This window comes from Actinomycetota bacterium (assembly GCA_005888325.1).
GTDB lineage: Bacteria > Actinomycetota > Acidimicrobiia > Acidimicrobiales > AC-14 > AC-14.
Window position 1 is genome coordinate 53,298 of the sequence record VAWU01000061.1, and the last position, 23,700, is coordinate 76,997.

The following is a 23,700-nucleotide window of genomic DNA, read 5'->3' on the forward strand; positions in this document are numbered from 1 at the left end:
AGGATGCGCAGGGGCACCCACGGGTTGGGCGTCGGGATCGTGAGGTGGATGGGCGTGCCGTCGCCGATGGACGTGCCCCGACTCGCGGCGGCTGCGCCGTTGAAGCGAGCGGCCAGGAAGATGGGGCTGCGCTCGGCGTAGAAGTCGAGCACCTCGGGCGAGTCCGGCGGCAGCAGGAAGCCGTGCTCGCGCGCCCAGTCGCCCACCGCCTTGCCGCCGCCCTCGAGCACGGTGAGGTCGAGCGCATCGATCCGGGTGTTGATCAGCTCGCGCGCCGTCGCCGCCTTGGCCCCCGTGAGCTGAAGGTCGGCACGGCCGTTGGTCGCTTCGATGGGGGTGACCTCGCGCACCAGGCGCTGCAGGGTCCAGTCGCCTCCGCGTTCCACGTTGGTGGGCACCCCGGGCAACGGCACGATGGAGCCGAACTCACCGCCGGCTCCGTTGAACTCGAACGCCGTCACGTAGTGCTCGACACCGGCGGCATACGCGGCGAGCGTTGTGGTCCGGCCCAGGTTCACGGCGCCGTTGCGGCCGATGAGCCCACCGCACGCGAGCGCGGGTCCCGCGCCCGCCACCACTGCCACTCCGACGACCATCACCGCGACGAGTGCCCGGCGCATGTCCCACCTCCTGTTCGGCTGGAGGTTTGACGGCCGGTCGGCGCGGTCTGGTTCCCGAGAGACGCGTAGAGTGCCGCGCCATGCAGATCCAAGGGGCAGCCGCGCTGGTGACGGGTGGAGCTTCGGGCCTGGGGCAGGCCACCGTCCGCATGCTCACCGAGGCGGGCGCGACGGTGACCATCGTCGACCGCGACGAGGCGAGGGCGAAGGCGCTGGCGGCCGAGCTCGGAGGTGGCACGCGGTACGCGGTCGCGGACGTGGCCGACGTCGAACAGGTGCAGGCCGCGGTAAAGGTCGCCACTGAGGGCGCGCCCTTGCGCGTCACGGTGAGCTGCGCGGGCGTGGGCTGGGCGGGCCGGGTGATCAACCGCGACAACTCGCCGCACGACTGGGACGCGTTCAACTTCGTCATCCGCGTCAACCTGATCGGGACGTTCAACGTCATGCGCCTGGCCGCGTCCGCGATGGCCGTCACCGAGCCGCTCGAGGATGACGAGCGCGGCGTGATCATCAACACCGCGTCGGTCGCCGCGTTCGACGGGCAGATCGGCCAGCTCGCGTACTCCGCGTCGAAGGGCGGGGTGGTGGGCATGACGCTGCCCGCGGCCCGAGACCTCTCGGCGGTCGGCATCCGCGTCGTCACCATCGCACCGGGCACGTTCGACACGCCGATGATGGCGATGGCCCCGGAGGAGACCCGCCGCCAGCTCGCCTCCAACATCCCGTTCCCCAAGCGGTTCGGCCGGCCGTCCGAGTACGCCGCGCTCGTCCGCCACGTCTGCGAGAACTCGGTGCTGAACGGCGAGGTCATCCGCCTCGACGGCGCCATCCGCATGCCCCCCAAGTAGCCCTTCAGATGCGCCGGCCGCGGGCCTAGGCTCGTCGCATGCGCTCTGTCGAAGTCAACGGAACACGTCTTTCCGCCATCGGCCTGGGGACCTGGCAGTTCGGGTCACGGGAGTGGGGCTACGGCGACGACTATGCCCGGGAGGAGGCGGTCCGCATCCTGGAGCGCGCCCTCGAGCTCGGGATCACCCTCATCGACACCGCGGAGATCTACGGCTTCGGGGAGTCGGAGCGGATCATCGGCCGCGTCCTGGGCGAGCGCCGCAAGGACGCCTTCCTCGCCACCAAGGTCTTTCCGGCCATGCCGCTCGCGGCGATCGTCGAGCAGCGGGGTCGAAGGAGCGCGGCGCGGCTGCAGACCGACACCATCGACCTCTACCAGATCCACTGGCCCAACCCGGTCATGCCGATCGGCCCGCAGATGGACGGCATGCGCCGGCTGCAGAAGGCCGGTGTGGTCGACCACGTCGGTGTGAGCAACTTCTCGCTCTCCCAGTGGCAGGCGGCGGAGCGCTCGCTCGGATCGCCCGTGCTGTCGAACCAGGTGCAGTACAGCCTGGTGGCACGCAAGCCCGACCGCGAGCTGGTGCCGTTCGCCCAGGCCAACGACCGGCTCGTCATCGCCTACAGCCCGCTGGGCCAGGGCCTGCTCTCGGCGAAGTACGACGCCACCAACCCGCCCAAGGGCGCGGCCCGTGCTTCCAACGCGCTGTTCCTGCCCGAGAACCTCGAGCGCGCCCACGACCTGATCAACGCCCTGCGCGACGTGGCGAAGGCCCACGACGCGACACCCGCGCAGGTCGCGTTGGCGTGGGTCATCAGCCACAACAACGTGGTGGCCATCCCGGGGGCGAGCAAGGTGTCGCAACTGGAGTCGAACGCGGCGGCTGCCGACATCGTGCTCGGGGCCGACGAGGTAGGCCGGCTCACCGAGGCGTCGGACAACTTCCATCCCGTGCAGGGCGCGGCCGCGCTGCCGAAGCTCCTGCGCAACCGCCTGCCGTTCTGAGCGCCTAACGACGGGGCCCGATGGTGTCCATCCACACCGGGTCGTAACCGGCGCCGCGCAGCATGGCCGCGACCTCGGCGGGCGAGCGGGTGTCGCTGATCTCGAACTGGGCCTCGGCGTCGCTCGGGGACGCGTAACCCCCCGGCTCGGTGTGCGACCCGGCCGAGAGCTGCGTCACTCCGAGCGGCACCAGCGCGTCGCGGAACGCGGCGGGCTCGCGCGTCGAGAGTGAGAGACCGACGTCGGGCAGGAGGATCCGCAGCGCGCACAGCAACTGCACGAACTCGTGGTCGCCGACGGGATCGCGTGGCTCGAACCCACCCGCCGCGGGACGTAGACGTGGGAGCGCGACGGTGACGTCGCAACGCCACCATCGCCGGACGAGAGCCCGGGCGTGGGTCGCGACCGCGATCGCTTCCGCCCGCCAGTCGGCGTGCAGGCCGAGCAGGGTGCCGATGCCGAGGTGGCGCATGCCCGCCTCCGCCCCACGGTCGGGTGCCGAGAGCCGCCAGTCGTAGTTGCGCTTCTTGCCCTTGAGGTGCACGGCCGCGTAGGTCGAGCGGTCGTAGGCCTCCTGGTACACGACGAGCCCTTCGCAGCCGGCCTCGACGAGGCGGCGGTAGGTCGCGGTGTCCCACACCTGGACCTCGACGGAGAGCGACGGGACCTCGGGGGCGAGGGTGCGAACGCACTCGACCAGGTAGTCCTTCGACACGAGCCGGGCGTGCTCGCCTGCCACCAGCAGCAGATGGCGGAAGCCGCGTCGCTTCAACTCCCGTGCCTCGTCGAGCAGCTCCGCGGGTGACAGCGTGCGGCGGGCGATCTCGTTGTCGGCCGAGAACCCGCAGTACGTGCACACCGACACACACTCGTTGGAGAGGTAGAGCGGCGCGAACAAGCGCACGGTGCGGCCGAACCGGCGCACGGTGGTCTCGTGGGCGCGGCGCGCCAGGTCCTCGATGCGATCGGCGGCGGCCCGCGAGAGCAGCGCGGCGAAGTCGGCCGAGGTGGGCCGCGCCGCTCGGAGCGCCCGGTCGACGTCGGCCGCGCCCGCCGTGTCGACGAGCCTGCGCAACCCGTCGACGTCGGTCGCGACGACGTCGGCGGCCGCGGTGCCGGGCGGCACGTGGTCGGGACGCGACTCCAGCCGCACCGGGCTCGTGGTCGCGCCGCTCGACGGCATCGTCAGGAGAGGAAGCCGGTGAGGGGCGACGACGCCTGCGCGACCCCGCCCGCGACCGCGAGGCCCGCGAGGAAGCCGGCGCGGCCCGCTTCCACCGCCTGCTTGAACGCGGCGCCCATGGCCACGGGGTCGCCCGCGGTGCCGATGGCCGTGTTCACGAGGACCGCGTCGGCGCCGATCTCCATGGCCTCGGCGGCCTGCGACGGCGCGCCGATGCCGGCGTCGACGACCACGGGCACGAGCGACTGCTCGACGATGATCTCGAGCGCGGCTTTGGTGCGCAGTCCCTGGTTCGAGCCGATCCACGAGCCCAGCGGCATCACCGTGGCGCAGCCGACCTCCTCGAGCCGCTTGCACAGCACCGGGTCGGCGTTGACGTAGGGGAGCACGGTGAAGCCCTCGGCGCAGAGGACCTCGGCTGCCTTCAACGTCTCCACCGGGTCGGGGAGCAGGTAGCGAGGCTCGGGCGTGATCTCCAGCTTGATCCAGTCGGGCAGGCCGGCGGCCCGGGCCAGGCGGGCCAGGCGCACCGCCTCGCCCGCGTCGTCCGCCCCGCTCGTGTTGGTGAGGAGCACGACCCGCTCGGCGTCGATCGCGTCGAGGATGTCGCCGTCGGCGGCCGTCGGGTCGACCCGTCGCAGGGCGACCGTCACCATCTGCGTGCCGGTCGACTCGATCGCGCCGCCCAGGGCGGCGTTGGAGGGGAACTTCCCCGTGCCGAGGAACAGGCGGGAGGTGAACTCCCGACCCGCGATCACCAGTGGGTCTGACGCCACGACGCTCCCTCTACCTGCATTACCAGGCTGGTCGATGAAGGGTCGCGGGCCGGTCGTGCCCGCCTCTCAGCCCGGCGCCCCGAGCTCCCCTGCGTTTGCGCGCCCAGGCTACCCCTCGCCTGTGCTCTCGGCGCGCGCCGGCCGTCGCACCGTCGCTTCTTGTCGCGCTCGACCACCGTGAGGGTGGTCCGGCGCGACACGAAGCCGGGTAGGAAGCGCGCGCGCCGTCCCTGACACACTGTGACCGCTCATGTCGTCGCCCCATCCCGACGTTCGTTTTTGGACCGTGGAGGAGGCGCGGGCCTACCTCCCGCAGCTGCGCGAGCTCGTCGAGCGCATCAAGCAGGCGGCCGACGCCCACGCCAAGGTGAGCACGAACGGCGACGAGCAGCCGGGGGAGGGCGCCGGCGACGCGCTCGCGGAGCTGGCCGCGGGCGACATCATCGTGCGCGACCCCCACGCGGGCCTCATCGACTTCCACGCGCGCGGGCCCGACGGCGTCGTCTACCTCATCTGCTGGCGGTTGGGTGAGGAGGACATCGAGTGGTGGCACCTGCCCGACGCGGGCTTCGCCGGACGCCGGCGCCTGCCGAGGGACCCGGGCTAGCGCATGGCGACGCGCAAGCTCATCGTGGCCGCGCTCGTCACCGGCCTCGCCATCCTGGTCGCGTTCGCGCTCTGGCTCTACGTCGGCCCGGTCAGGTGATGCGCAGGGCGGCCGCCCCGCGTCGTACTCCCGATCACTCAGTAGGCTGAGCGCGTCCCGCTCCCCGGGAGGTGGTCCCAACGGCCGAACAGTTCGACGTCGTCGTGGTGGGCGGCGGCCCCGGCGGCTATGCCGCGGCGCTCTACGGCGCCAACGCCGGGCTCAACATCGCGGTGGTGGAGAAGGAGAAGGTGGGCGGCACGTGCCTCCACCGCGGCTGCATCCCAGCCAAGGAGTTCCTCGAGACCGCGACGGTGTTCCGCACCGTCGCCGGCGCCAAGGAGTTCGGGGTGCAGGCCGACCAGCCGGGCCTCGACTTCGCGGCCAGCCAGGCGCGCAAGCAGAAGGTGGTCGACACGCTCTGGAAAGGCCTGCAGGGCCTGATGAAGGCGCGCAAGATCACGACGATCAAGGGTGTGGGATCGCTCACGCGGGGCAAGCTCGTGCGCGTCGACGATGGGAGCGAGCTGAAGGGCGAGCACGTGATCCTCGCGTCGGGATCGGTGCCGCGCACGCTTCCCGGCTTCGACGTCGACGGGCGCATCGTGATGACCTCCGACGAGGTGCTCGACCTCGACGCGTTGCCGTCCTCGGCCGTCGTCGTCGGCGGCGGCGCCATCGGCTGCGAGTTCGCGTCGATGATGAGCGACCTCGGCGTGCAGGTCACCCTGCTCGAGGTCCTGCCGAAGCTGCTGCCGGGTTGTGACGACGACATCGTCAACGTGGTCGCCCGATCGTTCCAGCGCCGGGGCATCGAGGTGCGCACCGGCGTCAAGGTCGACGGCCACGAGCCGAGCGGGAACGGCACGACCGTGCACTTCGGCGGTGACTCGGTCACGGTCGACGCCGTCGTGATGTCGGTCGGTCGACGGCCCCTGTCCGACGGGCTCGACCTGGCCGGCACCGCGGTCGAGGTCGATCCGCGTGGCTACGTGGTCGTCGACGGGCTCATGCGCACGGGTGAGGACGGCGTCTACGCGGTGGGCGACCTGGTGGCGACCCCGCAGCTGGCGCACGTCGGCTTCGCGGAGGCCATCGTCGCGATCAAGGACATCCTGGGTGAGCGGGCCGTGCCCGTCGACTACGGAAGGGTGCCCTGGTGCATCTACTGCCATCCCGAGGTCGCGTTCGCAGGACCGAGTGAGCAGGACGCGCGCGCTGCCGGTCTCGACGTCGTGGTCAAGAAGATGCCGTACTCGCACAACGGCCGCTCGCTCATCGTCGGCGAGCCCGAGGGCATGGTGAAGGTGATCGCCGAGAAGAAAGCCGACGGACGGGCGGGCCCCATCCTCGGAGTGCACATGGTGGGCGCCTGGGTCACCGAGCAGCTCGGACAGGGCTACCTCGCCGTGAACTGGGAGGCGACGCCCGACGAGACGGGACAGTTCATCCAGCCGCATCCCACGCTGTCGGAGACCTTCGGCGAAGCGGTGCTGGCACTCACGGGAAGGGGGCTGCACGGCTGATGGCCGACATCACGATGCCGCAACTCGGGGAGACCGTCACCGAGGGAACCATCACCAAGTGGTTCAAGCAGGTGGGCGACCAGGTGGCCGAGGACGAGGTCCTCTTCGAGGTCTCCACCGACAAGGTCGACTCCGAGGTGCCGTCGCCATCGGGCGGCTACGTGACCGAGATCCTCGTGCAGGAGGGCGAGACGGTCGACGTCGGCACCCGGCTGGCCGTGATCGCCGACGCGCCCCCCTCCGGAGGTGCTGCATCCGCGCCCGTCGCGGAGCCGTCGCCGGCCGCGGAGCCCGCGCCCGCCCCGCCCGCCGCGCCCGCTCCCGCGCCTACTCCACCCGCTCCCGCGCCGGCCGCGCCCGCCACCGATGAACGCCCCCGGGAGCCGTCGCCGCCCCGCGAGGACGACGACGACGGCGACGGGGCCGGCGATCTCGTGCTGTCCCCGGTCGTCCGCAAGCTGCTCAAGGAGCACGACCTCGAGCCCGGCCAGATCGAGGGCAGTGGCCAGGGCGGTCGCATCACGCGCGCCGACGTGCTCGCGTACATCGACCAGGGGGGGACGACGTCGGGGGTGGCCGCGCCCGCACCGGCACCCGCGGTCCCCCGTTCGCCGGAGCCCGCGCCGGTGGCGGCGCCCGCGCCCGAGAGGCAGCCGGCACCGCAGGCACCGCAGGCGCCGCAGGCACAGCCGGCACCGCAGCCGCAGCCGGAACGACCGGTGCCGGTCGCAGCCCGCCCAGGCACCGACGACGAGACGGTGCCGTTCACCAACATCCGGCGCCGCACCGCGGAGCACATGGTGCGGTCCAAGGCCACGTCGGCGCACGTGCTCACCGCGATCGAGGTCGACTTCGAGCGCGTCGACCGGGTGCGCCGCGCCGTCCGCGACGAGTTCAAGGCGCGCGAGGGGTTCAGCCTCACCTACCTGCCGTTCATCGCGCGGGCGGTCGTCGACGCGCTGCACGAGTTCCCCAAGCTGAACGCGTCGGTGGGCGACGACGCGCTCGTCGTCCACCACCGCATCCATCTCGGGATCGCGGTCGACCTCAACTTCGAGGGCCTGCTCGTGCCCGTCATCCGCGACGCCCAGGACATGCGCATGCCGGCGATCGCCCGCGAGGTCTCGGAGCTCGCCGCCAAGGCCCGCTCCAAGCAGCTGAGCGCGGACGACATCTCGGGCGGCACGTTCACCATCACCAACCCGGGCCCGTTCGGCACGTTCATCACCGCGCCCGTGATCAACCAGCCGCAGGTGGCGATCCTGTCCACCGACGGCGTGAAGAAGAAGCCCGTCGCGATCGAGCTGCCGGACGGCTCCGACTCGATCGCCGTCCACCCGGTCGGGATGCTCGCGCTCACCTTCGACCATCGGGCCAACGACGGCGCCTACGCGTCGGCGTTCCTGGCCAAGTGCCGCGACATCATCGAGACGCGCGACTGGTCACAGGAGCTCTGAGCGTGCTGCACGCGCGCTGGCTCGGACGCGTGCGCTACCGCGACGCGCACGCGCTCCAGCACGCCCTGTTCGAGCACGCGGACGACTACCTGCTCCTCCTCGAGCACCCGCACGTCTACACGCTCGGCGTGCGCGCCTCGCTCGACCATGTGCTCGTGCCGCCCGCGTCGGTGGGGGCCGAGCTGGTCGAGACCGATCGCGGTGGCGACGTGACGTACCACGGCCCCGGCCAGCTGGTCGGCTACCCGATCCTCGGTGTGCCCATGGGCCCCGACGCCACGCCGCGCTACGTGCATGGCGTGGAGCAGCTCGTGATCGACGTCCTCACCGATCTCGGCCTGCCGCATGCGGGCCGCGCCGAGGGCTATCCCGGGGTGTGGGTCCTCGACGGAGCGCGCCCGCCGCGCAAGATCTGCGCCATCGGTGTGAGGCTCACACGCGGCCGCTCGATGCACGGCTTCGCGCTGAACGTCGACCCCGACCTCTCGATGTTCCGGTACATCGTGCCGTGTGGCATCCACGACAGGGAGGTGACGTCGCTCGCGGCGGAGGGAGTCGACGTGACCATGCGCGAGGTCGTCGACGCCGTCATCGCGCGGGCCGCACAGCGATGGGGCCCGGTCGAGCGCCACGACGTGTCGGCGACGGCCGGCGACGCCCGCGTCAACCCGTCGGCGTTGTCGATCGAGACGCGCAAGCCCCCGTGGTTGCGGGTGAAGGCGAACATGGGACCCGAGTTCCGAAGCGTCCGGCGGACCATGCGGGGCCTCGACCTCGTCACCGTGTGCGAGGAGGCGGGCTGCCCCAACATCTTCGAGTGTTGGAACGACGGGACCGCCACGTTCATGATCAACGGCGACCGGTGCACGCGCGCGTGCGGGTTCTGCCTCGTCGACACGCGCCGCCCGGGGCCGCTCGACCCGCTCGAGCCCGAACACGTGGCGGAGGCGGTGGCGCGCATGGGTCTCGCTCACGCGGTGGTGACGGCCGTGGCGCGCGACGACCTGCCCGACGGTGGCGCCGAGGGGTTCGCCCAGGTGATTCGGGCCGTTCGCAGGCGCACGCCGGGCACCACGATCGAGGTGCTTGTCCCCGACTGCAAGGGTGAGCCGGCCGCCCTCGATGTGATCTTCGCGGCGCGGCCCGACGTGTTGAACCACAACCTGGAGACGGTCGCACGCCTGCAGCGCGCGGTCCGGCCGTCGGCGTCCTACGCCCGCAGCCTGGCCGTCCTCGGGCGGGCGGCGGCCGCCGGGCTCGTCACCAAGTCGGGCCTGATCCTCGGCATGGGCGAGCGCCCCGACGAGGTGCGCGGGGCCCTCGTCGACCTGCGCAACGTCGGCGTCGACATCGTCACCCTCGGGCAGTACCTGCGTCCCACCGCGCACCACCTGCCCGTCGACCGCTGGTGGCGCCCCGAGGAGTTCGACGAGCTGCGACGCTTCGGTGAGAGCTTGGGCTTCGCGCACGTGCAGGCATCGCCTCTGACGCGCTCGAGCTACCACGCCCGGCAAGCCGCGGACGCCGCAGGGCGCCAACCGTCCTCCGTGCTCTTGTCGGGGGTCGACGCGTGAGCCGCCCAGTGCGAGAGGGGGCGCGCGCGGCCCGCGTCGAGCGTGTGCGCGCGCGCATGGGTGAGCTCGGGGTCGACGCCCTGCTGCTGTCGCTCGGCGCCGACCTGCCGTGGCTCACCGGCTACGAGGCCATGCCCCTCGAGCGCCTCACCATGCTCGTGCTCCCGTCCGACGCGCGCCCCACTCTCGTCGTCCCCCGCCTCGAGGCGCCGCGCGTCGAGCACGACGAGGAGCTGTTCGCGCTGTTGCCGTGGGACGAGACCGACGACCCGGTGCGACTGGTGGCCGACCTGGTGGGGTCGCGCGCGTCTCTTAGTGTGTCCGACCGCACCTGGGCGACGTTCGTGCTCGACCTGCAGGACTCGCTCCCGGCCGCGCGCTTCTCGGTTGCGTCGAGGGTCACGGCTCCGCTCCGGGCCGTGAAGGACGACGAGGAGGTCGCCGCCCTACGGCGAGCCGCCGCGGCCGCCGATCGCGTCGCCACGCAGCTCGTTTCGGGCGACATCGCGCTCGTCGGTCGTACCGAGGCCGATGTGTCGCGCGACATCGGGCGCCGGCTCGTGGCCGAGGGTCATCAGCGCGTGAACTTCGCCATCGTGGGGAGCGGGCCCAACTCGGCCAGCCCGCACCACGGCGCCGGCGGGCGCGTCATCGCCGCGGGTGAGCCGGTCGTGTGCGACTTCGGCGGCACCTTCGACAGCTACTGCTCCGACATCACGCGCACGGTGTTCACCGGAGCGCCACCGCCGGAGTACCGCGATCTCTACTCCGTGCTCGAGGCCGCGCAGGCCGCCGCGGTCGACGCCGCCACGGTGGGCACGCCGTGCGAGGACGTCGACGCCGTCGCCCGCCGCCTCATCGACGACGGCGGCTACGGTCCGCACTTCATCCACCGCACCGGCCACGGCATCGGGCTGGAGGAGCACGAGGACCCTTACCTGGTCGGTGGCAACTGCGAGCCGCTCGCGCCGGGCCACGCGTTCTCGGTTGAGCCCGGCATCTATCTCGAAGGTCGATGGGGCGCGCGCCTCGAGGACATCGTGGTGGCCACCGCCGCCGGTCCGGAGGCGATCAACGGGGTCGACCACGGCCTGGCCGTGGTGGAGGCGTAGCGGGTGGAGCTCGGTATCGCCGGGAAGGTCGCGCTGGTCACGGCCGCCTCGAAGGGCCTGGGTCGGGCGAGCGCCCAGGCCCTGAGCGAGGAGGGGGCGAGTGTCGTCATCTGCGCCCGCGGCGAGGACGCGCTGAAGGAGGCCGCGGCGGGGATGCCCGGTGACGTGCACGCGGTGGTGGCCGACGTCACCCGACCCGAGGTGCCTCGGCAACTGGTCGACGCCGCGGTCGAGCGCTTCGGGGGGCTCGACATCCTGGTCGCCAACGCGGGCGGCCCACCGCCGGGTCGCGCCCTCGACGTCGACGACGACGCGGTGCGCGCCGCGGTCGAGGCCAACCTGCTCACCTCGGTGCGGCTCGTGCGCAGCGCGGTCCCGCACATGCATGCGAGCGGTTGGGGCCGGATCTGCCTCATCACCTCGTACTCGGTCAAGCAGCCCATCCCCACGCTCGCGCTGTCCAACGTCGCGCGCACGGGCCTGTGGGCGTGGGCCAAGACCGCGTCGGCCGACCTCTTCGCCGACGGCATCACGCTCAACCTGGCGTGCCCCGGTCCGCACGCGACCGACCGCATGAAGCAGCTCGGCGGTTTGGGGGTGCACGGCGACCCCGCCGACTTCGGCCGCATCGTCGCGTTCCTGTGCTCCGAACCGACCCGCTTCGTCAGCGGGGTGGCGCTCCCGGTCGACGGGGCCGCGATCCTCGGTCTGCTGTAGCGCGGTCCCGCTTCGGCGAGAGCTCCGCAGGTGACCTCCGCACCTGCGAAGGTGAAGGTCGGATGATCCGTCTCGACGCCGCGACCGTGCTCCTGCAGTGGGCGACCGGCGGCCTGCTCTTCCTGTGGGTCACGACCCGCCGGCGCCAGGTCGGCATCGGCTACGGCTGGCTGTTGCGAGGTGTCTACGCGACGCTGGCCGCCGGAGGCGTTGCCGCGGGGCAGGCGCTTCAGCCGGTCGCGGTCCGCGATGTCTGCGCCGGGCTCGTCGCCGTGAGCGCGCTCGGCGCGCTCGGGGTGTCGGTCGTCCGTCGCAAGGCGGGCGTTGCGGGAGAGCGGGCGCGGGAGGCGCGAACCGCGGCCAGGGTCGGTGCACGCGTCGCCGAGCGCCGCGACCCGGACGCGCTCGAGTTCCCACCGATGATCGACCTTGTCGCGCCTGCGATCGGCGCCATCGGTTTGGTGGCGGCGGGTCTCGCCGCCGGCGGCAACGACGTGCTCGCCGTCGCGCGCACGCTCGTGGGCGCCGCCTTCCTCGGCGCGGTCACCGACGCGATGCTGCTCGGTCACTGGTACCTCGTGCAGCCCGGTCTCGGGCGCGGCGCGCTCGAGGAGCTCAACCTTTGGGTCGGGTACGTGTGGCCATTCGAGGTGGCGGCGCTGCTGTGGCCGCCGGGGATGGTGCAGGTGCTCGGAGGCTCGATCGACGACGGCTACAACGGCGTCCTCGGCTGGTTCTGGCTCGCGTGCGCGATCAGCACCATCGCCCTCGTCGTCGTCACCCGCCTGGCGCTGCGCGAACGCGCCTACTCGGCGGTGATGGCGGCTACCGGCCTGCTGTATCTCGCCATCCTCACCGCCTTCGGCACCGACCTCGTGGCCCGCGCCGTGCTCGCCGGGAGTTAGCCCCACGGAGTGGGGCGTGGCGCGTTACCGCGCGACGAAGTACTTGGCCTTGGGGTGGTGGCAGATCAGGGCGGAGGTGGTCTGCTCGGGGTGGTACTGGAAGCCCTCGGCGACGGTGACGCCGATGCGGTCGGCCTCGAGCAGCTCGGCCACCTTGAGGTTGTCCTCCAGGTCGGGACAGGCCGGGTAGCCCCACGAGTAGCGCCCGCCGCGGTACTGCTGGCGGAAGAGGCCCGCGGCGAAGCCCCACTCCTGGCGGATGCGCAGGTGCCAGTACTCGGCCAGGGCCTCGGCCATCTCGACGCCGAGCCCATGCAGCAACAGGTAGTCCTGATAGCGGTTGGCCTCGAACAGCTCGGCCGTGGCCTCCGAGATCGCATTGCCCATGGTGACGATGTGGAAGGCGGCGTAGTCGGTCTCGCCGCTCTCGACCGGACGGAAGAAGTCGGCGATGCACAGGAACGGTGCCACCGTCTGGCGCGGGAACGGAAAGCGCATCCACTCGGCCGTGCGGCTCTCGTCCTTCCAGAGCACGACGTCGTTCCCCTCGCCGTTCGCCGCGAAGTAGCCGTAGACGACCTGCGGCACCAACACCCCCGATGTCTTGGCCTGGGCCAGCTGCTCGCGCAGGATCGGCCGGATGCGGGCCTTGAACGCGTCGTCCTTCTCTACGCCGCCTTCTGGCCGGAACTGCCACTGGTTGCGGAACAGCGCGGTCTCGTTGAGGTAGGCGGCGATCTCGTCGATGGAGATGCCCTTCACGACCTGCGAGCCGAGCCACGGCGGCACGAACACGGGGTTGTCGGTCTCGACGTCGGGTGACCGTGAGGGCAGTGCGGAGGCGTCGACCTCGCGCTTCTCGCGCTTCGGCAGGACGCGGCCGGTCAGCTCGCGCCCGAACTCGGGGTCGCTGTCGAGCCCCGCCCCCTTCTTGAGCGTCATCAGCCGCTCCATGGTGCGCAGGCCCTCGAAGGCGTCCTTGCCGTAGAAGACGCGGCCTTCGTACACGCCGCGCAGGTCGCGTTCGACGTACGAGCGGGTGAGGGCCGCCCCGCCGAGCAGGACCGGGAGCGTCGAGAGGCCGCGCTGGTTCAGCTCCTCGAGGTTGTCGCGCATGATCAGCGTGCTCTTCACGAGCAACCCGCTCATGCCGAGCGCGTCGGCGCTGACCTCCTCGGCCTTGGCGATGAGGTCGGCGATCGGCACCTTGATGCCGAGGTTGAACACCTCGTAGCCGTTGTTGGTGAGGATGATGTCGACCAGGTTCTTGCCGATGTCGTGCACGTCGCCCTTCACCGTGCCCAGCACGATGCGGCCCTTGCCCCCCTGGTCGGCCTTCTCCATGTGGGGCTCGAGGTAGGCGACGGCCGTCTTCATGCATTCGGCCGACTGCAACACGAACGGAAGCTGCATCTCGCCCGAGGCGAAGAGCTCGCCCACCACCTTCATGCCTTCGAGCAGGACGTCGTTCACGATCTCGAGCGCGGTGTGCGAGGTGAGCGCGTTGTCGAGGTCGGCCTCGAGGCCTTCACGGTCGCCGTCGATGATGCGGTGCTTGAGCCGCTCGTCGACGGGCCAGCCGCTGCGGTCCTCCTTCTCGACGGTGGTGGTGTCGACGCCCTCGAAGACCGCGAGCAGCTCCTGCAGCGGGTCGTAGCCGTCGCGCCGGCGGTCGTAGACGAGGTCGAGCGCGACCTGGCGCTGGTGCTCGTCGATGCGGTTCAGAGGCATGATGCGCGCCGCGTGCACGATCGCCGCGTCGAGGCCCGCTTCCACGCACTCGTGCAGGAACACAGAGTTGAGGACGTGGCGGGCCGCGGGTTTGAGCCCGAACGACACGTTGGAGACGCCGAGCACGGTGAACACGCCGGGCAGCTCGGCCTTGATGCGGCGGATCGCCTCGATGGTTGCCATCGCGTCGGCCCGCAGGTCGTCGTCGCCCGTCGAGAGCGGGAAGGTGAGCGCGTCGAAGATGATGTCGCCGGGTGACAGGCCGTAACGGTTGATCGCGAGGTCGTGGATGCGGTGGGCGACGCGCAGCTTCCACTCGACGTCGCGCGCCTGGCCCTCCTCATCGATGAGCAGGCAGATGACGGCCGCCCCGTACTCGCGGGCGAGCTTCATCACCCGGTCGAGCCGCGAGCCGGGCGCCTCGCCGTCCTCCAGGTTGGCGGAGTTGAGGATGGCACGGCCGCCGATCCACTGGAGCCCCGCCTCCATCACCTGGGGCTCGGTGGAGTCCATCACCAGCGGGACGCTGGCCTGGGTGGCGAAGCGTGACGCGATCTCGTCCATGTCGGCGGTGCCGTCGCGGCCGACGTAGTCGACGCACACGTCGAGCACGTGGGCGCCTTCCTTCAACTGCTCACGCGCCATCTGCACGCAACCGTCCCAGTCGGCTTCCAGCATCGCGTCGCGGAACTTCCTCGAGCCGTTGGCGTTGGTGCGCTCGCCGACGACGAGGAACGACGTCTCCTGGGCGAACGGCACCGCGCTGTAGATCGATGCCGCGCCGGGCTCGTGCGCCGGCTCGCGACGGGCCGGTGTGAGGTCGCGGCAACGCTCGACCACCCGGCTCAGATGCTCGGGCGTGGTGCCGCAGCAACCGCCCACCACCGACACGCCGAGATCGGTGATGAAGCGGGTTTGGAAATCGGCCAGCTCGTCGGGCGTGAGGTCGTAGTGCGTGCGCCCGTCGACCACCGAAGGCAGACCCGCGTTCGGCAGGCACGAGATCGGCAGCCGCGAGTGCTGCGACAGGTGGCGAAGGTGCTCGTTCATTTCGCGGGGCCCGGTGGCGCAGTTGAGGCCGAACACATCGGGGCCCATCGCCTCGAGCGCGGTGAGAGCGGCCCCGATCTCGGTGCCCAGCAGCATGCGGCCGTTGGTCTCCATGGTGACCTGCAGCTGGATCGGGACGTCGCGCCCGGTCGCGGCCATAGCCCGCCGGCAACCGACGAGCGCGGCCTTGGCCTGCAGGAGGTCGTAGACGGTCTCGACGAGGAGGAGGTCGACGCCGCCATCGAGCAGCCCGCGGGCCTGCTCCTCGTACGCGTCGCGCAGCGGGGCGAAGCGGATCTGGCCGAGCGAGGGGAGCTTGGTGCCCGGCCCCATCGAGCCCGCCACCCACCTGCCCGGATAGCCCGACGCCACCTCCCTGGCGATGCGCGCCGCCTTGACGTTGAGCTCGTAGGCCCGATCGGCGATCTGGTACTCGGCCAGCACGGTGGCGAAACCGCCGAACGTGTCGGTCTCGACCACGTCGACGCCGACGTCAAGGAACGCGCGGTGGAAGTCGGCCACCACGTCGGGCCGGGTGTCGACCAGGACCTCGTTGCAACCCTCGAGCGACGGGCCCCCGAAGTCGTCGGCGCTGAGGTCGCGTGCCTGCAACGTCGTGCCGGTGGCGCCGTCGTAGATCACGACGCGTTCACGCACGGCGTCGAGGAAGCTGCTGGATCCCATCGGGAAAAAGCGTAGTGGGCCGGCCGCAGTTGCCCTCTACGGTTTGGCGTGCTCACGGCGAGCCGCGTCTCGCGTCACCGGGGCGCGCAGCTGGTCCTCGACCAGGTCTCGCTGTCTGTGGGGCCCCGCAGCCGCATCGGTGTCGTGGGCCCGAACGGCATCGGCAAATCGACCCTGCTGCGCATCCTGGCCGGCCTCGAAGCCCCCGACGAGGGGCGGGTCGAGCGCGCCCCCGCGGCGCTGACGGTGGGCTATCTGCCGCAGGAGCCCGACGCCCGCCCGGGCGAGTCGTTGGTCTCCTACCTCGCCCGGCGGACGGGCGTGGCCGCGGCCGGCGCCGACCTCGACCGGCTGACGGCGGAGATGAACCACGACCCTTCGCTCGTCGACGCGTACACCGAGGCGCTCGAGCGCTTCCTCGCCCTGGGTGGAGACGACCTCGAGGCGCGGGCCGGCGCGGTGTGTGCCGACGTGGGCCTCGCCGACGACCGCCTGGGCGTCGAGATGGGTGCGTTGTCGGGCGGTCAGGCCGCCCGCGCCGCGCTGGCCGCCATCCTGCTCGCGCGCTTCGACGTCTTCCTGCTCGACGAGCCCACCAACAACCTCGACTTCGCCGGCCTCGACCGGCTCGAGCGCTTTGTGACCGGACTGGTCGGCGCGGTGGTCGTCGTCTCCCACGACCGCGCCTTCCTCGACCGCGCGGTCGATCGCATCGTGGAGATCGGTGAGGAGACGCACCGGGCGACGGAGTTCGCAGGTGGTTGGAGCGAGTACGTGGCGGCGCGCGAGCTGGCGCGCAGCCAGCAGTACGAGGCGCACGAGAAGTACCGGTCGGAGCGCGCGCGTCTCGTCGACCGGGCGCGCACGCAACGGGCGTGGGCGGAGGAAGGCGCGCGGCGCACCAAGAAGAAGCCGCGCGACCCCGACAAGGCCCAACGCGACTTCTTCGTCAATCGCACCGAGAAGCAGGCGTCGAAGGTCCGCGCGACCGAGAAGAAGCTGGCGCAGCTCGAGGCGGTCGAGAAGCCGTGGGAGGGTTGGCAGCTGCACGTGACGTTGGCGCCAAAGGCGCGCAGCGGCGATGTCGTCGCCCGCCTGGAAGGCGCGGTGATCCAGCGGGGCGAGGGGAGCCCGGAGCACCCCGGCTTCCGGCTGGGGCCGATCGACCTCGAGGTCCGCTGGCAGGAACGCGTCGCCGTGCTCGGGCCCAACGGCAGCGGCAAGACCACGCTGCTCCAGGCCCTGCTGGGTCGCCTCCCGCTGGCCGAGGGGCGTCGTCACGTCGGGCCGGGCGTCGTCGTCGGCGAGATGGACCAGGGCCGCGGCCTGTTCGCGGGCGCGGGCACCGTGCTCGACATCTTCCTGGCGCGCACGGGCTACGCGGTCGACGAGGCCCGGTCGCTGCTCGCCAAGTTCGCGCTCGGGCCCGACCACGTCCTCCGGGCGGGCGAGCGGCTGTCCCCGGGCGAGCGGAGCCGTGCGCTCCTCGCGATGCTGATGGCTCAGGGCGTGAACTGCCTGGTGCTCGACGAGCCCACCAACCACCTCGACCTGGCGGCCATCGAACAGCTGGAGGAGGCGCTCGACAGCTACGAAGGTACGCTCCTCCTGGTGACGCACGACCGCTGGCTGCTCGACGCCGTGCGCATCACGAGGAGCATCGAGCTGTGACCACCCTCACCCATCGCGAGACATGAGGATCTACACGCGGAAGGGCGACGACGGCACCACCGGCCTGCTGTTCGGGGGACGCGTCCGCAAGAGCTCGCCCCGGCCCGCCGCGTACGGCGAGGTCGACGAGGCCCAGGCGGTGTTGGGGCTGGCGCGGGCCGAGTGCGCGCGCGGGTCCGAGCTCGACGAGCTGCTGATCCGCCTCGAGCGCGACCTCTGGGTGCTGATGGCCGAGCTGGCGACCGCGCCCGACAACCTGCACAAGCTCGAGCCGGGCACATCGCTCGTCACCGCGGAGATGGTCGCCGCCCTCGAGCCGGTGATCGACGACCTCACCGTGCGCTTCGAGCCACCGACCGAGTTCGTCGTACCCGGCCAGAACCGCACGGCCGCGCTGCTCGACCTCGCGCGCACCGTCGTGCGGCGGGCCGAGCGCCACTGCGTCGACGTCGTCTCCGACGGATCGCATGTCGTCGCGTACCTGAACCGCTTGTCCGACCTGCTCTGGACCATGGCGCGGGGGCAGGAGGAGCATTCGTTGCCCACCCGAGAGAGGACCTGACGTGGCGATCGCCTGCTCCGTCGACACCGACGTTCCCGCCGACACCCAGGTGCTCGGCGTCCCCGTGTTCGCGGGCCGGCGCCTGCCGAAGGGCGCCACCCGCCCGCTCGACCGCGGCTACCTGGCCGAACGCGGCTTCGAGGGGAAGTTGGGGCAGACCTGCGCGCTGCCCGGCCGTGACCACACGGTGATCGCGGTGGGCCTGGGGGAGGCCAACGAGGTGACGCTCGACGGGCTGCGCCGCGCGGCTGCCGCGCTCGTGAAGGCGGCGTGGCACGACAAGCGCGTTGCCACCACGCTGCTCGACGCTGCGCCGCGCGGGCTGGAGAAGGGCCACGCGGCACAGGCGATCGCCGAAGGCGCGGCGTTGGCGTCGTACCGGTTCAGCGTCTACAAGCGCGAAGCCAAGCCCTGCCGGGTGGAGTCGGTCACTGTCATCGGCCGGGGCGCGGCCGCGAAGCGCGGCGTCGCGCGCGGCGAGCGCATCGCAGCCGCGGTGGCGCTCGCGCGCGATCTCGTCAACGAGCCCGCGGGTGCGATGACACCTCGGCGTCTGGCTCACGTCGCGGGCGAGATCGCGGAGCGCGAGGGCCTCACCCTCACCGTCCTCGACGAGGTGGAGATCGCCAACATGGGCCTCGGCGGTCTGCAGGGCGTGGCGCGCGGCAGCGAAGAGCCGCCGCGGCTCATCGAGCTGGTGTACGAGCCGCCTCGTGCGCTCCGTTCCGACGGCCGCGCCTCGAAGCGTCGGGTGCCGACGCTCGCGCTCGTGGGCAAGGGCATCACGTTCGACTCTGGAGGTCTGTCGCTCAAGACCGCCGACGGCATGGAGACCATGAAGACAGACATGGGTGGCGGCGCCGCGGTGTTGGCGGCCATGTCGGTGCTGCCGTCGCTCGAACCCGCCGTGAAGGTCGTCGGGATCGTGCCGACGACCGAGAACATGCCGAGCGGATCGGCGATCAAACCGGGCGACGTGCTCAAGATCCGCAACGGCAAGACCGTGGAGGTGCTGAACACCGACGCCGAGGGACGTCTCGTGCTGGCCGACGGCCTGTCGCTCGCGGTCGAGGCCGGCGTCGACGCGGTCATCGACCTGGCCACCCTCACCGGTGCCTGCATGGTGGCGCTGGGTCGCACCATCGCCGGGCTCATGGGCAACGACGACGCGCTGATCGACCGCGTGGGCGCGGCTGCGGAGCGGGCCGGCGAAGCGGTGTGGCACCTGCCGCTGCCGACGGAGTACCGCAAGGACATCGACAGCGATGTGGCCGACATCAAGAACACCGGGTCCGGCCGCTACGGCGGCGCGCTGACCGCCGGGTTGTTCCTGCAGGAGTTCGTCGGCGACACCCCGTGGGTGCACCTCGACATCGCGGGCCCGGCGCGCGCGGATTCGGACGACGGTTACGTCGCCAAGGGCGGCACCGGCTTCGGCGTGCGCACCCTCGTCGAGACGGTGTTGGAGTTCGCCGAGCCCGACTGACCGCTCCGCGTTCTTGTCGTACGCAACCGTCCTGAGGACGGCCGGCTACGACAAGAAGCGAGTGCGCCGGGCTCGTTGTGCCAGGCGGAGGACGGGATAGAGCGGGCTCCGCCGGAACACGGCCAGACGGCGATCCTGATGCGCGACGACGGCTTCGAGCTCCGCGACCTGCGTCTGTAGGGTGGCGATGTCCGTCGAGCACGACGTCAGGCGCTGATCCGCTTCGTCCCAGCGGGTGTGGAGGGCACGGCGCTCGGCGCACCAGGCGCGCCACGTTGCGTCGAAGCGTTCGGCGAGCTCGCTCGGATCGAAGGCCAGCGTCGACCTGCGAAGCACATAGCCGAACTCGATGCCGTGCTCACCCTCGTCGTCGGCGATGATGCCGTCCACGAACTCCCACCGGTGGCCCATCGTGGCGATCGCGTGCAACAACACCTCGAGAAACTCGTCTTCGGTCCAGCAATGCACGTGGATGGATCGCTTGCGGTGCCAATCGAACCACGCAGCCCGCTCACCGTCGGTCTCGAACGGGATCCCGGTGTACGACGCGCCCTCGCCGGTCTGGGTGAGGAACTCGACCATGTGGTCGTCGTCGACCTCGGTGACGCCCCTGCGGTGTTCCTCGACGAGGTGGGCGAGGGGCGTCGGCGGGCGCGCCCGGTCGAACGTGCGCCGCCGGTCGGGCAGGAGCACGAGTGCGAGGCCCCCCGGGCGCAGGACCCGATGGATGTCGTCCAGGAGCCCGAGCGGCTCGGCCACATGTTCGAGCACGTGGCTGGCGATGACGAAATCCTCGCTCTCGTCCGCGAGGGGCGACAGGCGGTCGCGGTCGAGGTCGCCCACCACGTCGGGCGCGGGGAACTCGGCGCCGTCGAGCTCGGGGTACAGGGCGCGGCTCTCGTCCGGTTGCCAGCGGTCGAAGTAGCGGATGGTGACGCCGGGGAAGGCGATCGGGAACGGCTGGTGGCCGGGCCCGACCTCGATGCCCGTGCCGACGAGATGGCGGGCCAACTGGCGACGGGCCTCATCCATCGGCCGGGGCCACGGCTCGAAGCGCGACACGATCGCCGACGCTACCCCCGCGCCGAGTCAGGGTGGCGCCCTTGCCTTCGTGTCGTAGCGGGTGATCACGCGGCGTCGTCCGGCGGGTCGGGCTGCTCCAGCGCGGCGAGCGCTTGACGGTGACGGTCCCACGCCCAGGCCGCCGCCTCGCGGCACAGCACCGGATGGAACTTCCACCGGATGAGCTGACGCTCGGTTCCCTCGGCGTCCTCGCCCAGCTCGACGAGGCTCAGGGCGAGGCGGCGGGCCCGGACGCGGAGCTGCTCGGCGCGCGGCGTGTGGAGCTGCTCGTCCTGCCAGCGCTGGTGCGAATCCTGCAGCGTGGTCGGCAGGCGCAGGAGCTGACGTCGGTTGAGCGGCGGCAGCCGGCGCCGGACCTCGAGCTCGCCGTCGCTGTGCATCTGGGCCAGGTCGAACTGACAGACGCGTGCGAGTGCCCGCATGAACGGTGAGTGGCGTCCGCCCTTGTCGCCCAGGCCGCGGGCGCGAGCGGTGTCGGCGAGGGGGAGGTCGAAACCCGCCGGGCTCGCCTCGAGGCCCGCGGCCAGGCGGCGCAGCAACCACGTGGTCGACGGGCCGAGTACGGCATCAGAGCCAGTACGAACGGGTCACTCTCTGGTTGCCGCCCGTCGCCGACTGCGACTGTTCGTCCCCGTGCTGTCGGAGTGGATGACTCGATCCTCAGCTTGGGGGGCGCGGACTGTAGGTATGGCGCGTTGGGGGTCCTGCATGCTTCGGGAGCGGGGTCAGTCGACGGTGACGGCGAGCTTGCCGAGGGTGCCGCCAGCGAAGTCGGCGAAGGCCTGGGGCACGTCCGCGAGCGCATAGGTCCGTGCGATCGGGACGGCGAGCGTTCCGTCGAGGACTGCGGCGGCGAGCCGATCGAGCGTCTCGGTAGTAGGCGCCGCCATGACGGGAATGATCTGCACCTCGGCGTCGGCGACCGAATCGGGGCTGAGCCCGAGCGTGGAAGCGACGCGGCCGCCAGGAGCGCACAGGGTCGCGAGCGCTGCGCCGTCGCCAGCGAGGTGAAGGGCTGCGTCTGGGCCATCCGGCCTGATGGCGGTGACGACAGCAGCAAGGTCACCGCGGTAGTCGACGACATTGCCGGCACCGAGGTCTCGAACGAACGCTTCCTTCTCGTCGGAGCTTGCGGTCGCGATTACGTCGATGCCGCGAGCTCGGAGGAGCTGCACCGCAAACGCTCCGACCCCGCCGGTGGCGCCGGAGACCAGCACGGTCTCACCCGAGTTCGGAGCGATCGCGTCGACGGCGTCGAGCGCGGCGGTCCCCGCGAGCCCGAGCGCGCCGGCGCGTGCGACCTCGAGCCCCGCTGGGACCTTGGCAATGAAGGCGGCAGGCGCGGTGACATATTCACCGAAGGCACCGTCGCCCAGCTCGGGCTTCATCACCACGCCAAACACCGCGTCGCCCACCTGGAGCGTCTCCACACCGGGGCCGGTCGCCTCGACCGTCCCGGCGAAGTCCTTGCCGAGCACGACGGGGAAGCGATGCTCCATCGCATCCTTGAGGTAGCCCTTGGCGACCGAGAGGTCGAAGCCGTTGACCGAGCTGGCCTGGACTCGGACGAGTACCTCGCCCGCGACGGGCTGGGGAACAGGCAGGTCGTGTAGGGCGGGCGGAGCCCCGAAGTCGTCGATGGCGATGGCTCTCATGCAGCCCTCCTCAGTACCGCGCTGGCCGCGTACACAATGCCCGCTCTGTGTCGCCACCGTCGATCCCTGCGCACGACTCGGGCTCGCTCCGAACCGGCCCTGCTGGGATGCGCTAACTCGGTGGGCCGAGTACGGCATCCGAGCCAGTACGAGCGGTCACTCTCTGGTTGCCGCCCGTCGCCGACTGCGACTATTTGTCCCCGTGTTGGCGGGGCCGAGTGGTCAACTCGATCGTCAGCTTGGGGGGGCGCGGAACGGCAGCTCGGTCGCGGTCAACTGCCGGCGCCGGAGGCTCCTGCTCGCGATTGGCAGCACGTCCCGGGGGCGGACCGGACGTCGAGCGAGGTCACCGTCGCCCGGTAGTCGGTGATGCCGCGCCAGATCACGCCCTCCACTGCGGCAGATCGGTATGGACGTCATCGTCCGGGCAGGTACCGGCCGGCGGCGTGTGCAATCTCGCGGCACCGCACCGATGCGATCGAGAGGTTCGGGGGCAGCGCCGCGGCCTTACTCGTTTCGCATCACGGCTGCAGGCGCGACACGGGCCGCTGCCCAGCCTGGCAACACCGCGATCAGGTTGCCGACCGCCAGCGTCGCCGGGACCATGAGCGCGATGACCTTCGTCGGCACCACGGACGGAGAGGCTGCCCCGATCGCCGAGGACACGAGGCTCCATGCCCATCGGCCTCCGAGCACGCCGAGCGGGATCCCGACCGCTATGGCCACCACGCAGAACGACGTCGCCTGCCAGGCCACCACTGCCGCCACCTGTCGGCGCACGAAACCCATCGTCTTCAAGATGGCCAGGTCCCGCCTGCGGCGACGCACCGCGCTGACGAGCGCGTCGCCGACGGTCGCCGCGCCCAAGAGCACTACCAGTCCGGCGAGCACGAGGGGCAAGCGGTCGACGCTTTGGAGATTCACGACGTCCTCGGCGGGCAGCTCGGGCCGAAGTCGTGCCGGAGACTGGCAAAGGCCTCCTGCGGTGACGCGCCGTGGGCATAGCGCACGGCGAACAGCACGAAGACGATAGGAGGCAGACCGTTCGAGCTCGGGGTCGCTGCCGACACCTGGCGCGCGAAGGTGCCGGAGACCCATCCCCCGTCGCCCAGTGCGTTGGTGAAGAGATCGCCGATCGACGGCGCGATCATGCGCCCGACGATGCGCAGCGCGAGCGGGCCGGTCGGAGTCGCCACCTGCACGGTCTGGCCCACCCGTCGGTGGAGTCGATGCAGGGTGTGGCTTCCGAGCACGATCTCGCGGGCGGCCCGCGGGGGACGTCCCTCGAGCAGGGGTGGGTAGACAGCTCCCTTCAGCGGGTCGATGGCGAGGACGGTGTCGAGCGGCACGCCGTCGATGTAGAGGTTCCCTTGACCGGCACCGGCCAGAATGGCGATCGCCGAGTAA

19 protein-coding genes and 2 pseudogenes (2 of these 21 running past the window's edge) are annotated in these 23,700 nt (G+C 71.4%); 12 read left to right on the forward strand and 9 right to left on the reverse strand.

Annotation, left to right across the window (positions count from 1 at the left end; translation table 11 throughout):
• A pseudogene (locus tag E6G06_17530) lies at positions 1 to 620 on the reverse strand (DUF2330 domain-containing protein) (it extends 421 nt beyond the left edge of the window).
• A gap of 80 nt (positions 621 to 700) precedes the next feature.
• Here E6G06_17530 and E6G06_17535 point away from each other — a divergent pair.
• Both E6G06_17535 and E6G06_17540 read left to right on the forward strand, forming a co-directional pair.
• On the forward strand, positions 701 to 1,468 hold the full coding sequence (locus E6G06_17535; GenBank protein TML87699.1) for an SDR family NAD(P)-dependent oxidoreductase: 768 nt from the start codon (positions 701 to 703) through the stop codon (positions 1,466 to 1,468).
• A 38-nt stretch (positions 1,469 to 1,506) separates the two neighbouring features.
• Entirely contained in the window at positions 1,507 to 2,475 is a 969-nt protein-coding gene (locus tag E6G06_17540) for an aldo/keto reductase (protein ID TML87700.1), read from the forward strand.
• Between the two features lie 4 nt (positions 2,476 to 2,479).
• Here the strand turns inward: E6G06_17540 and thiH are convergent, their stop codons facing one another.
• Together thiH and E6G06_17550 are read right to left on the reverse strand one after the other, a co-directional pair.
• Entirely contained in the window at positions 2,480 to 3,658 is a 1,179-nt protein-coding gene (gene thiH, locus E6G06_17545) for a 2-iminoacetate synthase ThiH (GenBank protein ID TML87701.1), read from the reverse strand.
• Positions 3,659 to 3,660: 2 nt separating this feature from the next.
• Complete coding sequence (locus E6G06_17550) at positions 3,661 to 4,434, reverse strand: thiazole synthase (protein ID TML87702.1); 774 nt, start codon at positions 4,432 to 4,434, stop codon at positions 3,661 to 3,663.
• Between the two features lie 250 nt (positions 4,435 to 4,684).
• Here E6G06_17550 and E6G06_17555 point away from each other — a divergent pair, with 250 nt between their 5' ends.
• The 7 genes from E6G06_17555 to E6G06_17585 all read left to right on the forward strand — a co-directional run bounded on the left by E6G06_17555 (position 4,685) and on the right by E6G06_17585 (position 12,371).
• Positions 4,685 to 5,041, forward strand: coding sequence for a DUF2203 family protein (locus E6G06_17555; protein ID TML87703.1), 357 nt, complete (start codon positions 4,685 to 4,687; stop codon positions 5,039 to 5,041).
• A 170-nt stretch (positions 5,042 to 5,211) separates the two neighbouring features.
• Positions 5,212 to 6,606, forward strand: a complete 1,395-nt coding sequence (lpdA, locus tag E6G06_17560) for a dihydrolipoyl dehydrogenase (protein TML87704.1) — start codon at positions 5,212 to 5,214, stop codon at positions 6,604 to 6,606.
• The gene (locus E6G06_17565) at positions 6,606 to 8,063 is read left to right on the forward strand and encodes a 2-oxo acid dehydrogenase subunit E2 (protein ID TML87705.1); all 1,458 of its coding nucleotides are present in this window, start codon (positions 6,606 to 6,608) and stop codon (positions 8,061 to 8,063) included. The genes lpdA and E6G06_17565 overlap by 1 nt, the downstream gene beginning before the upstream one ends.
• Positions 8,060 to 9,637, forward strand: coding sequence for a lipoyl synthase (gene lipA, locus E6G06_17570; GenBank protein ID TML87719.1), 1,578 nt, complete (start codon positions 8,060 to 8,062; stop codon positions 9,635 to 9,637). The genes E6G06_17565 and lipA overlap by 4 nt, the downstream gene beginning before the upstream one ends.
• 56 nt (positions 9,638 to 9,693) lie before the next feature.
• Positions 9,694 to 10,749, forward strand: a complete 1,056-nt coding sequence (locus tag E6G06_17575; protein ID TML87720.1) for an aminopeptidase P family protein — start codon at positions 9,694 to 9,696, stop codon at positions 10,747 to 10,749.
• A 3-nt stretch (positions 10,750 to 10,752) separates the two neighbouring features.
• On the forward strand, positions 10,753 to 11,466 hold the full coding sequence (locus E6G06_17580) for an SDR family oxidoreductase (GenBank protein ID TML87706.1): 714 nt from the start codon (positions 10,753 to 10,755) through the stop codon (positions 11,464 to 11,466).
• A gap of 62 nt (positions 11,467 to 11,528) precedes the next feature.
• On the forward strand, positions 11,529 to 12,371 hold the full coding sequence (locus tag E6G06_17585; protein ID TML87707.1) for a hypothetical protein: 843 nt from the start codon (positions 11,529 to 11,531) through the stop codon (positions 12,369 to 12,371).
• Between the two features lie 24 nt (positions 12,372 to 12,395).
• Here E6G06_17585 and metH read toward each other — a convergent pair whose 3' ends face one another.
• Entirely contained in the window at positions 12,396 to 15,836 is a 3,441-nt protein-coding gene (gene metH, locus E6G06_17590) for a methionine synthase (protein TML87708.1), read from the reverse strand.
• Positions 15,837 to 15,926: 90 nt separating this feature from the next.
• Here metH and E6G06_17595 point away from each other — a divergent pair, with 90 nt between their 5' ends.
• From E6G06_17595 to E6G06_17605, 3 genes are read left to right on the forward strand one after another with little or no spacing between them, the layout of a single operon-like run.
• On the forward strand, positions 15,927 to 17,507 hold the full coding sequence (locus E6G06_17595) for an ABC-F family ATP-binding cassette domain-containing protein (GenBank protein TML87721.1): 1,581 nt from the start codon (positions 15,927 to 15,929) through the stop codon (positions 17,505 to 17,507).
• A gap of 22 nt (positions 17,508 to 17,529) precedes the next feature.
• A complete protein-coding gene (locus E6G06_17600) occupies positions 17,530 to 18,069 on the forward strand; it encodes a cob(I)yrinic acid a,c-diamide adenosyltransferase (protein TML87709.1) in 540 nt (179 codons plus the stop codon).
• A gap of 1 nt (position 18,070) precedes the next feature.
• The gene (locus E6G06_17605; protein TML87710.1) at positions 18,071 to 19,555 is read left to right on the forward strand and encodes a leucyl aminopeptidase; all 1,485 of its coding nucleotides are present in this window, start codon (positions 18,071 to 18,073) and stop codon (positions 19,553 to 19,555) included.
• A gap of 45 nt (positions 19,556 to 19,600) precedes the next feature.
• Here the strand turns inward: E6G06_17605 and E6G06_17610 are convergent, their stop codons facing one another.
• From E6G06_17610 to E6G06_17630, 5 genes and pseudogenes are all read right to left on the reverse strand, one after another.
• On the reverse strand, positions 19,601 to 20,617 hold the full coding sequence (locus tag E6G06_17610) for a class I SAM-dependent methyltransferase (GenBank protein ID TML87711.1): 1,017 nt from the start codon (positions 20,615 to 20,617) through the stop codon (positions 19,601 to 19,603).
• A gap of 65 nt (positions 20,618 to 20,682) precedes the next feature.
• Positions 20,683 to 21,177, reverse strand: coding sequence for a hypothetical protein (locus E6G06_17615; GenBank protein ID TML87712.1), 495 nt, complete (start codon positions 21,175 to 21,177; stop codon positions 20,683 to 20,685).
• A 186-nt stretch (positions 21,178 to 21,363) separates the two neighbouring features.
• Positions 21,364 to 22,293, reverse strand: coding sequence for an NADP-dependent oxidoreductase (locus E6G06_17620; GenBank protein TML87713.1), 930 nt, complete (start codon positions 22,291 to 22,293; stop codon positions 21,364 to 21,366).
• Positions 22,294 to 22,800: 507 nt separating this feature from the next.
• Positions 22,801 to 23,391 carry an ABC transporter permease gene (locus E6G06_17625; GenBank protein ID TML87714.1) on the reverse strand — a complete coding sequence of 197 codons (591 nt, stop codon included), beginning with the start codon at positions 23,389 to 23,391 and terminating at the stop codon, positions 22,801 to 22,803.
• A pseudogene (locus E6G06_17630) lies at positions 23,214 to 23,700 on the reverse strand (hypothetical protein) (it continues 1,388 nt past the right edge of the window). Before E6G06_17630 ends, E6G06_17625 begins: the two are co-directional and overlap by 178 nt.

Coding starts and splice junctions, on each gene's coding strand:
- E6G06_17535 (TML87699.1), top strand. CDS start 701: ATGCAGATCCAAGGGGCAGCCGCGCTGGTGACGGGTGGAGCTTCGGGC.
- E6G06_17540 (TML87700.1), top strand. CDS start 1,507: ATGCGCTCTGTCGAAGTCAACGGAACACGTCTTTCCGCCATCGGCCTG.
- thiH (TML87701.1), bottom strand. CDS start 3,658: ATGCCGTCGAGCGGCGCGACCACGAGCCCGGTGCGGCTGGAGTCGCGT.
- E6G06_17555 (TML87703.1), top strand. CDS start 4,685: ATGTCGTCGCCCCATCCCGACGTTCGTTTTTGGACCGTGGAGGAGGCG.
- E6G06_17565 (TML87705.1), top strand. CDS start 6,606: ATGGCCGACATCACGATGCCGCAACTCGGGGAGACCGTCACCGAGGGA.
- E6G06_17575 (TML87720.1), top strand. CDS start 9,694: ATGGGTGAGCTCGGGGTCGACGCCCTGCTGCTGTCGCTCGGCGCCGAC.
- E6G06_17585 (TML87707.1), top strand. CDS start 11,529: ATGATCCGTCTCGACGCCGCGACCGTGCTCCTGCAGTGGGCGACCGGC.
- metH (TML87708.1), bottom strand. CDS start 15,836: ATGGGATCCAGCAGCTTCCTCGACGCCGTGCGTGAACGCGTCGTGATC.
- E6G06_17600 (TML87709.1), top strand. CDS start 17,530: ATGAGGATCTACACGCGGAAGGGCGACGACGGCACCACCGGCCTGCTG.
- E6G06_17620 (TML87713.1), bottom strand. CDS start 22,293: ATGAGAGCCATCGCCATCGACGACTTCGGGGCTCCGCCCGCCCTACAC.
- E6G06_17625 (TML87714.1), bottom strand. CDS start 23,391: ATGGGTCTCCGGCACCTTCGCGCGCCAGGTGTCGGCAGCGACCCCGAG.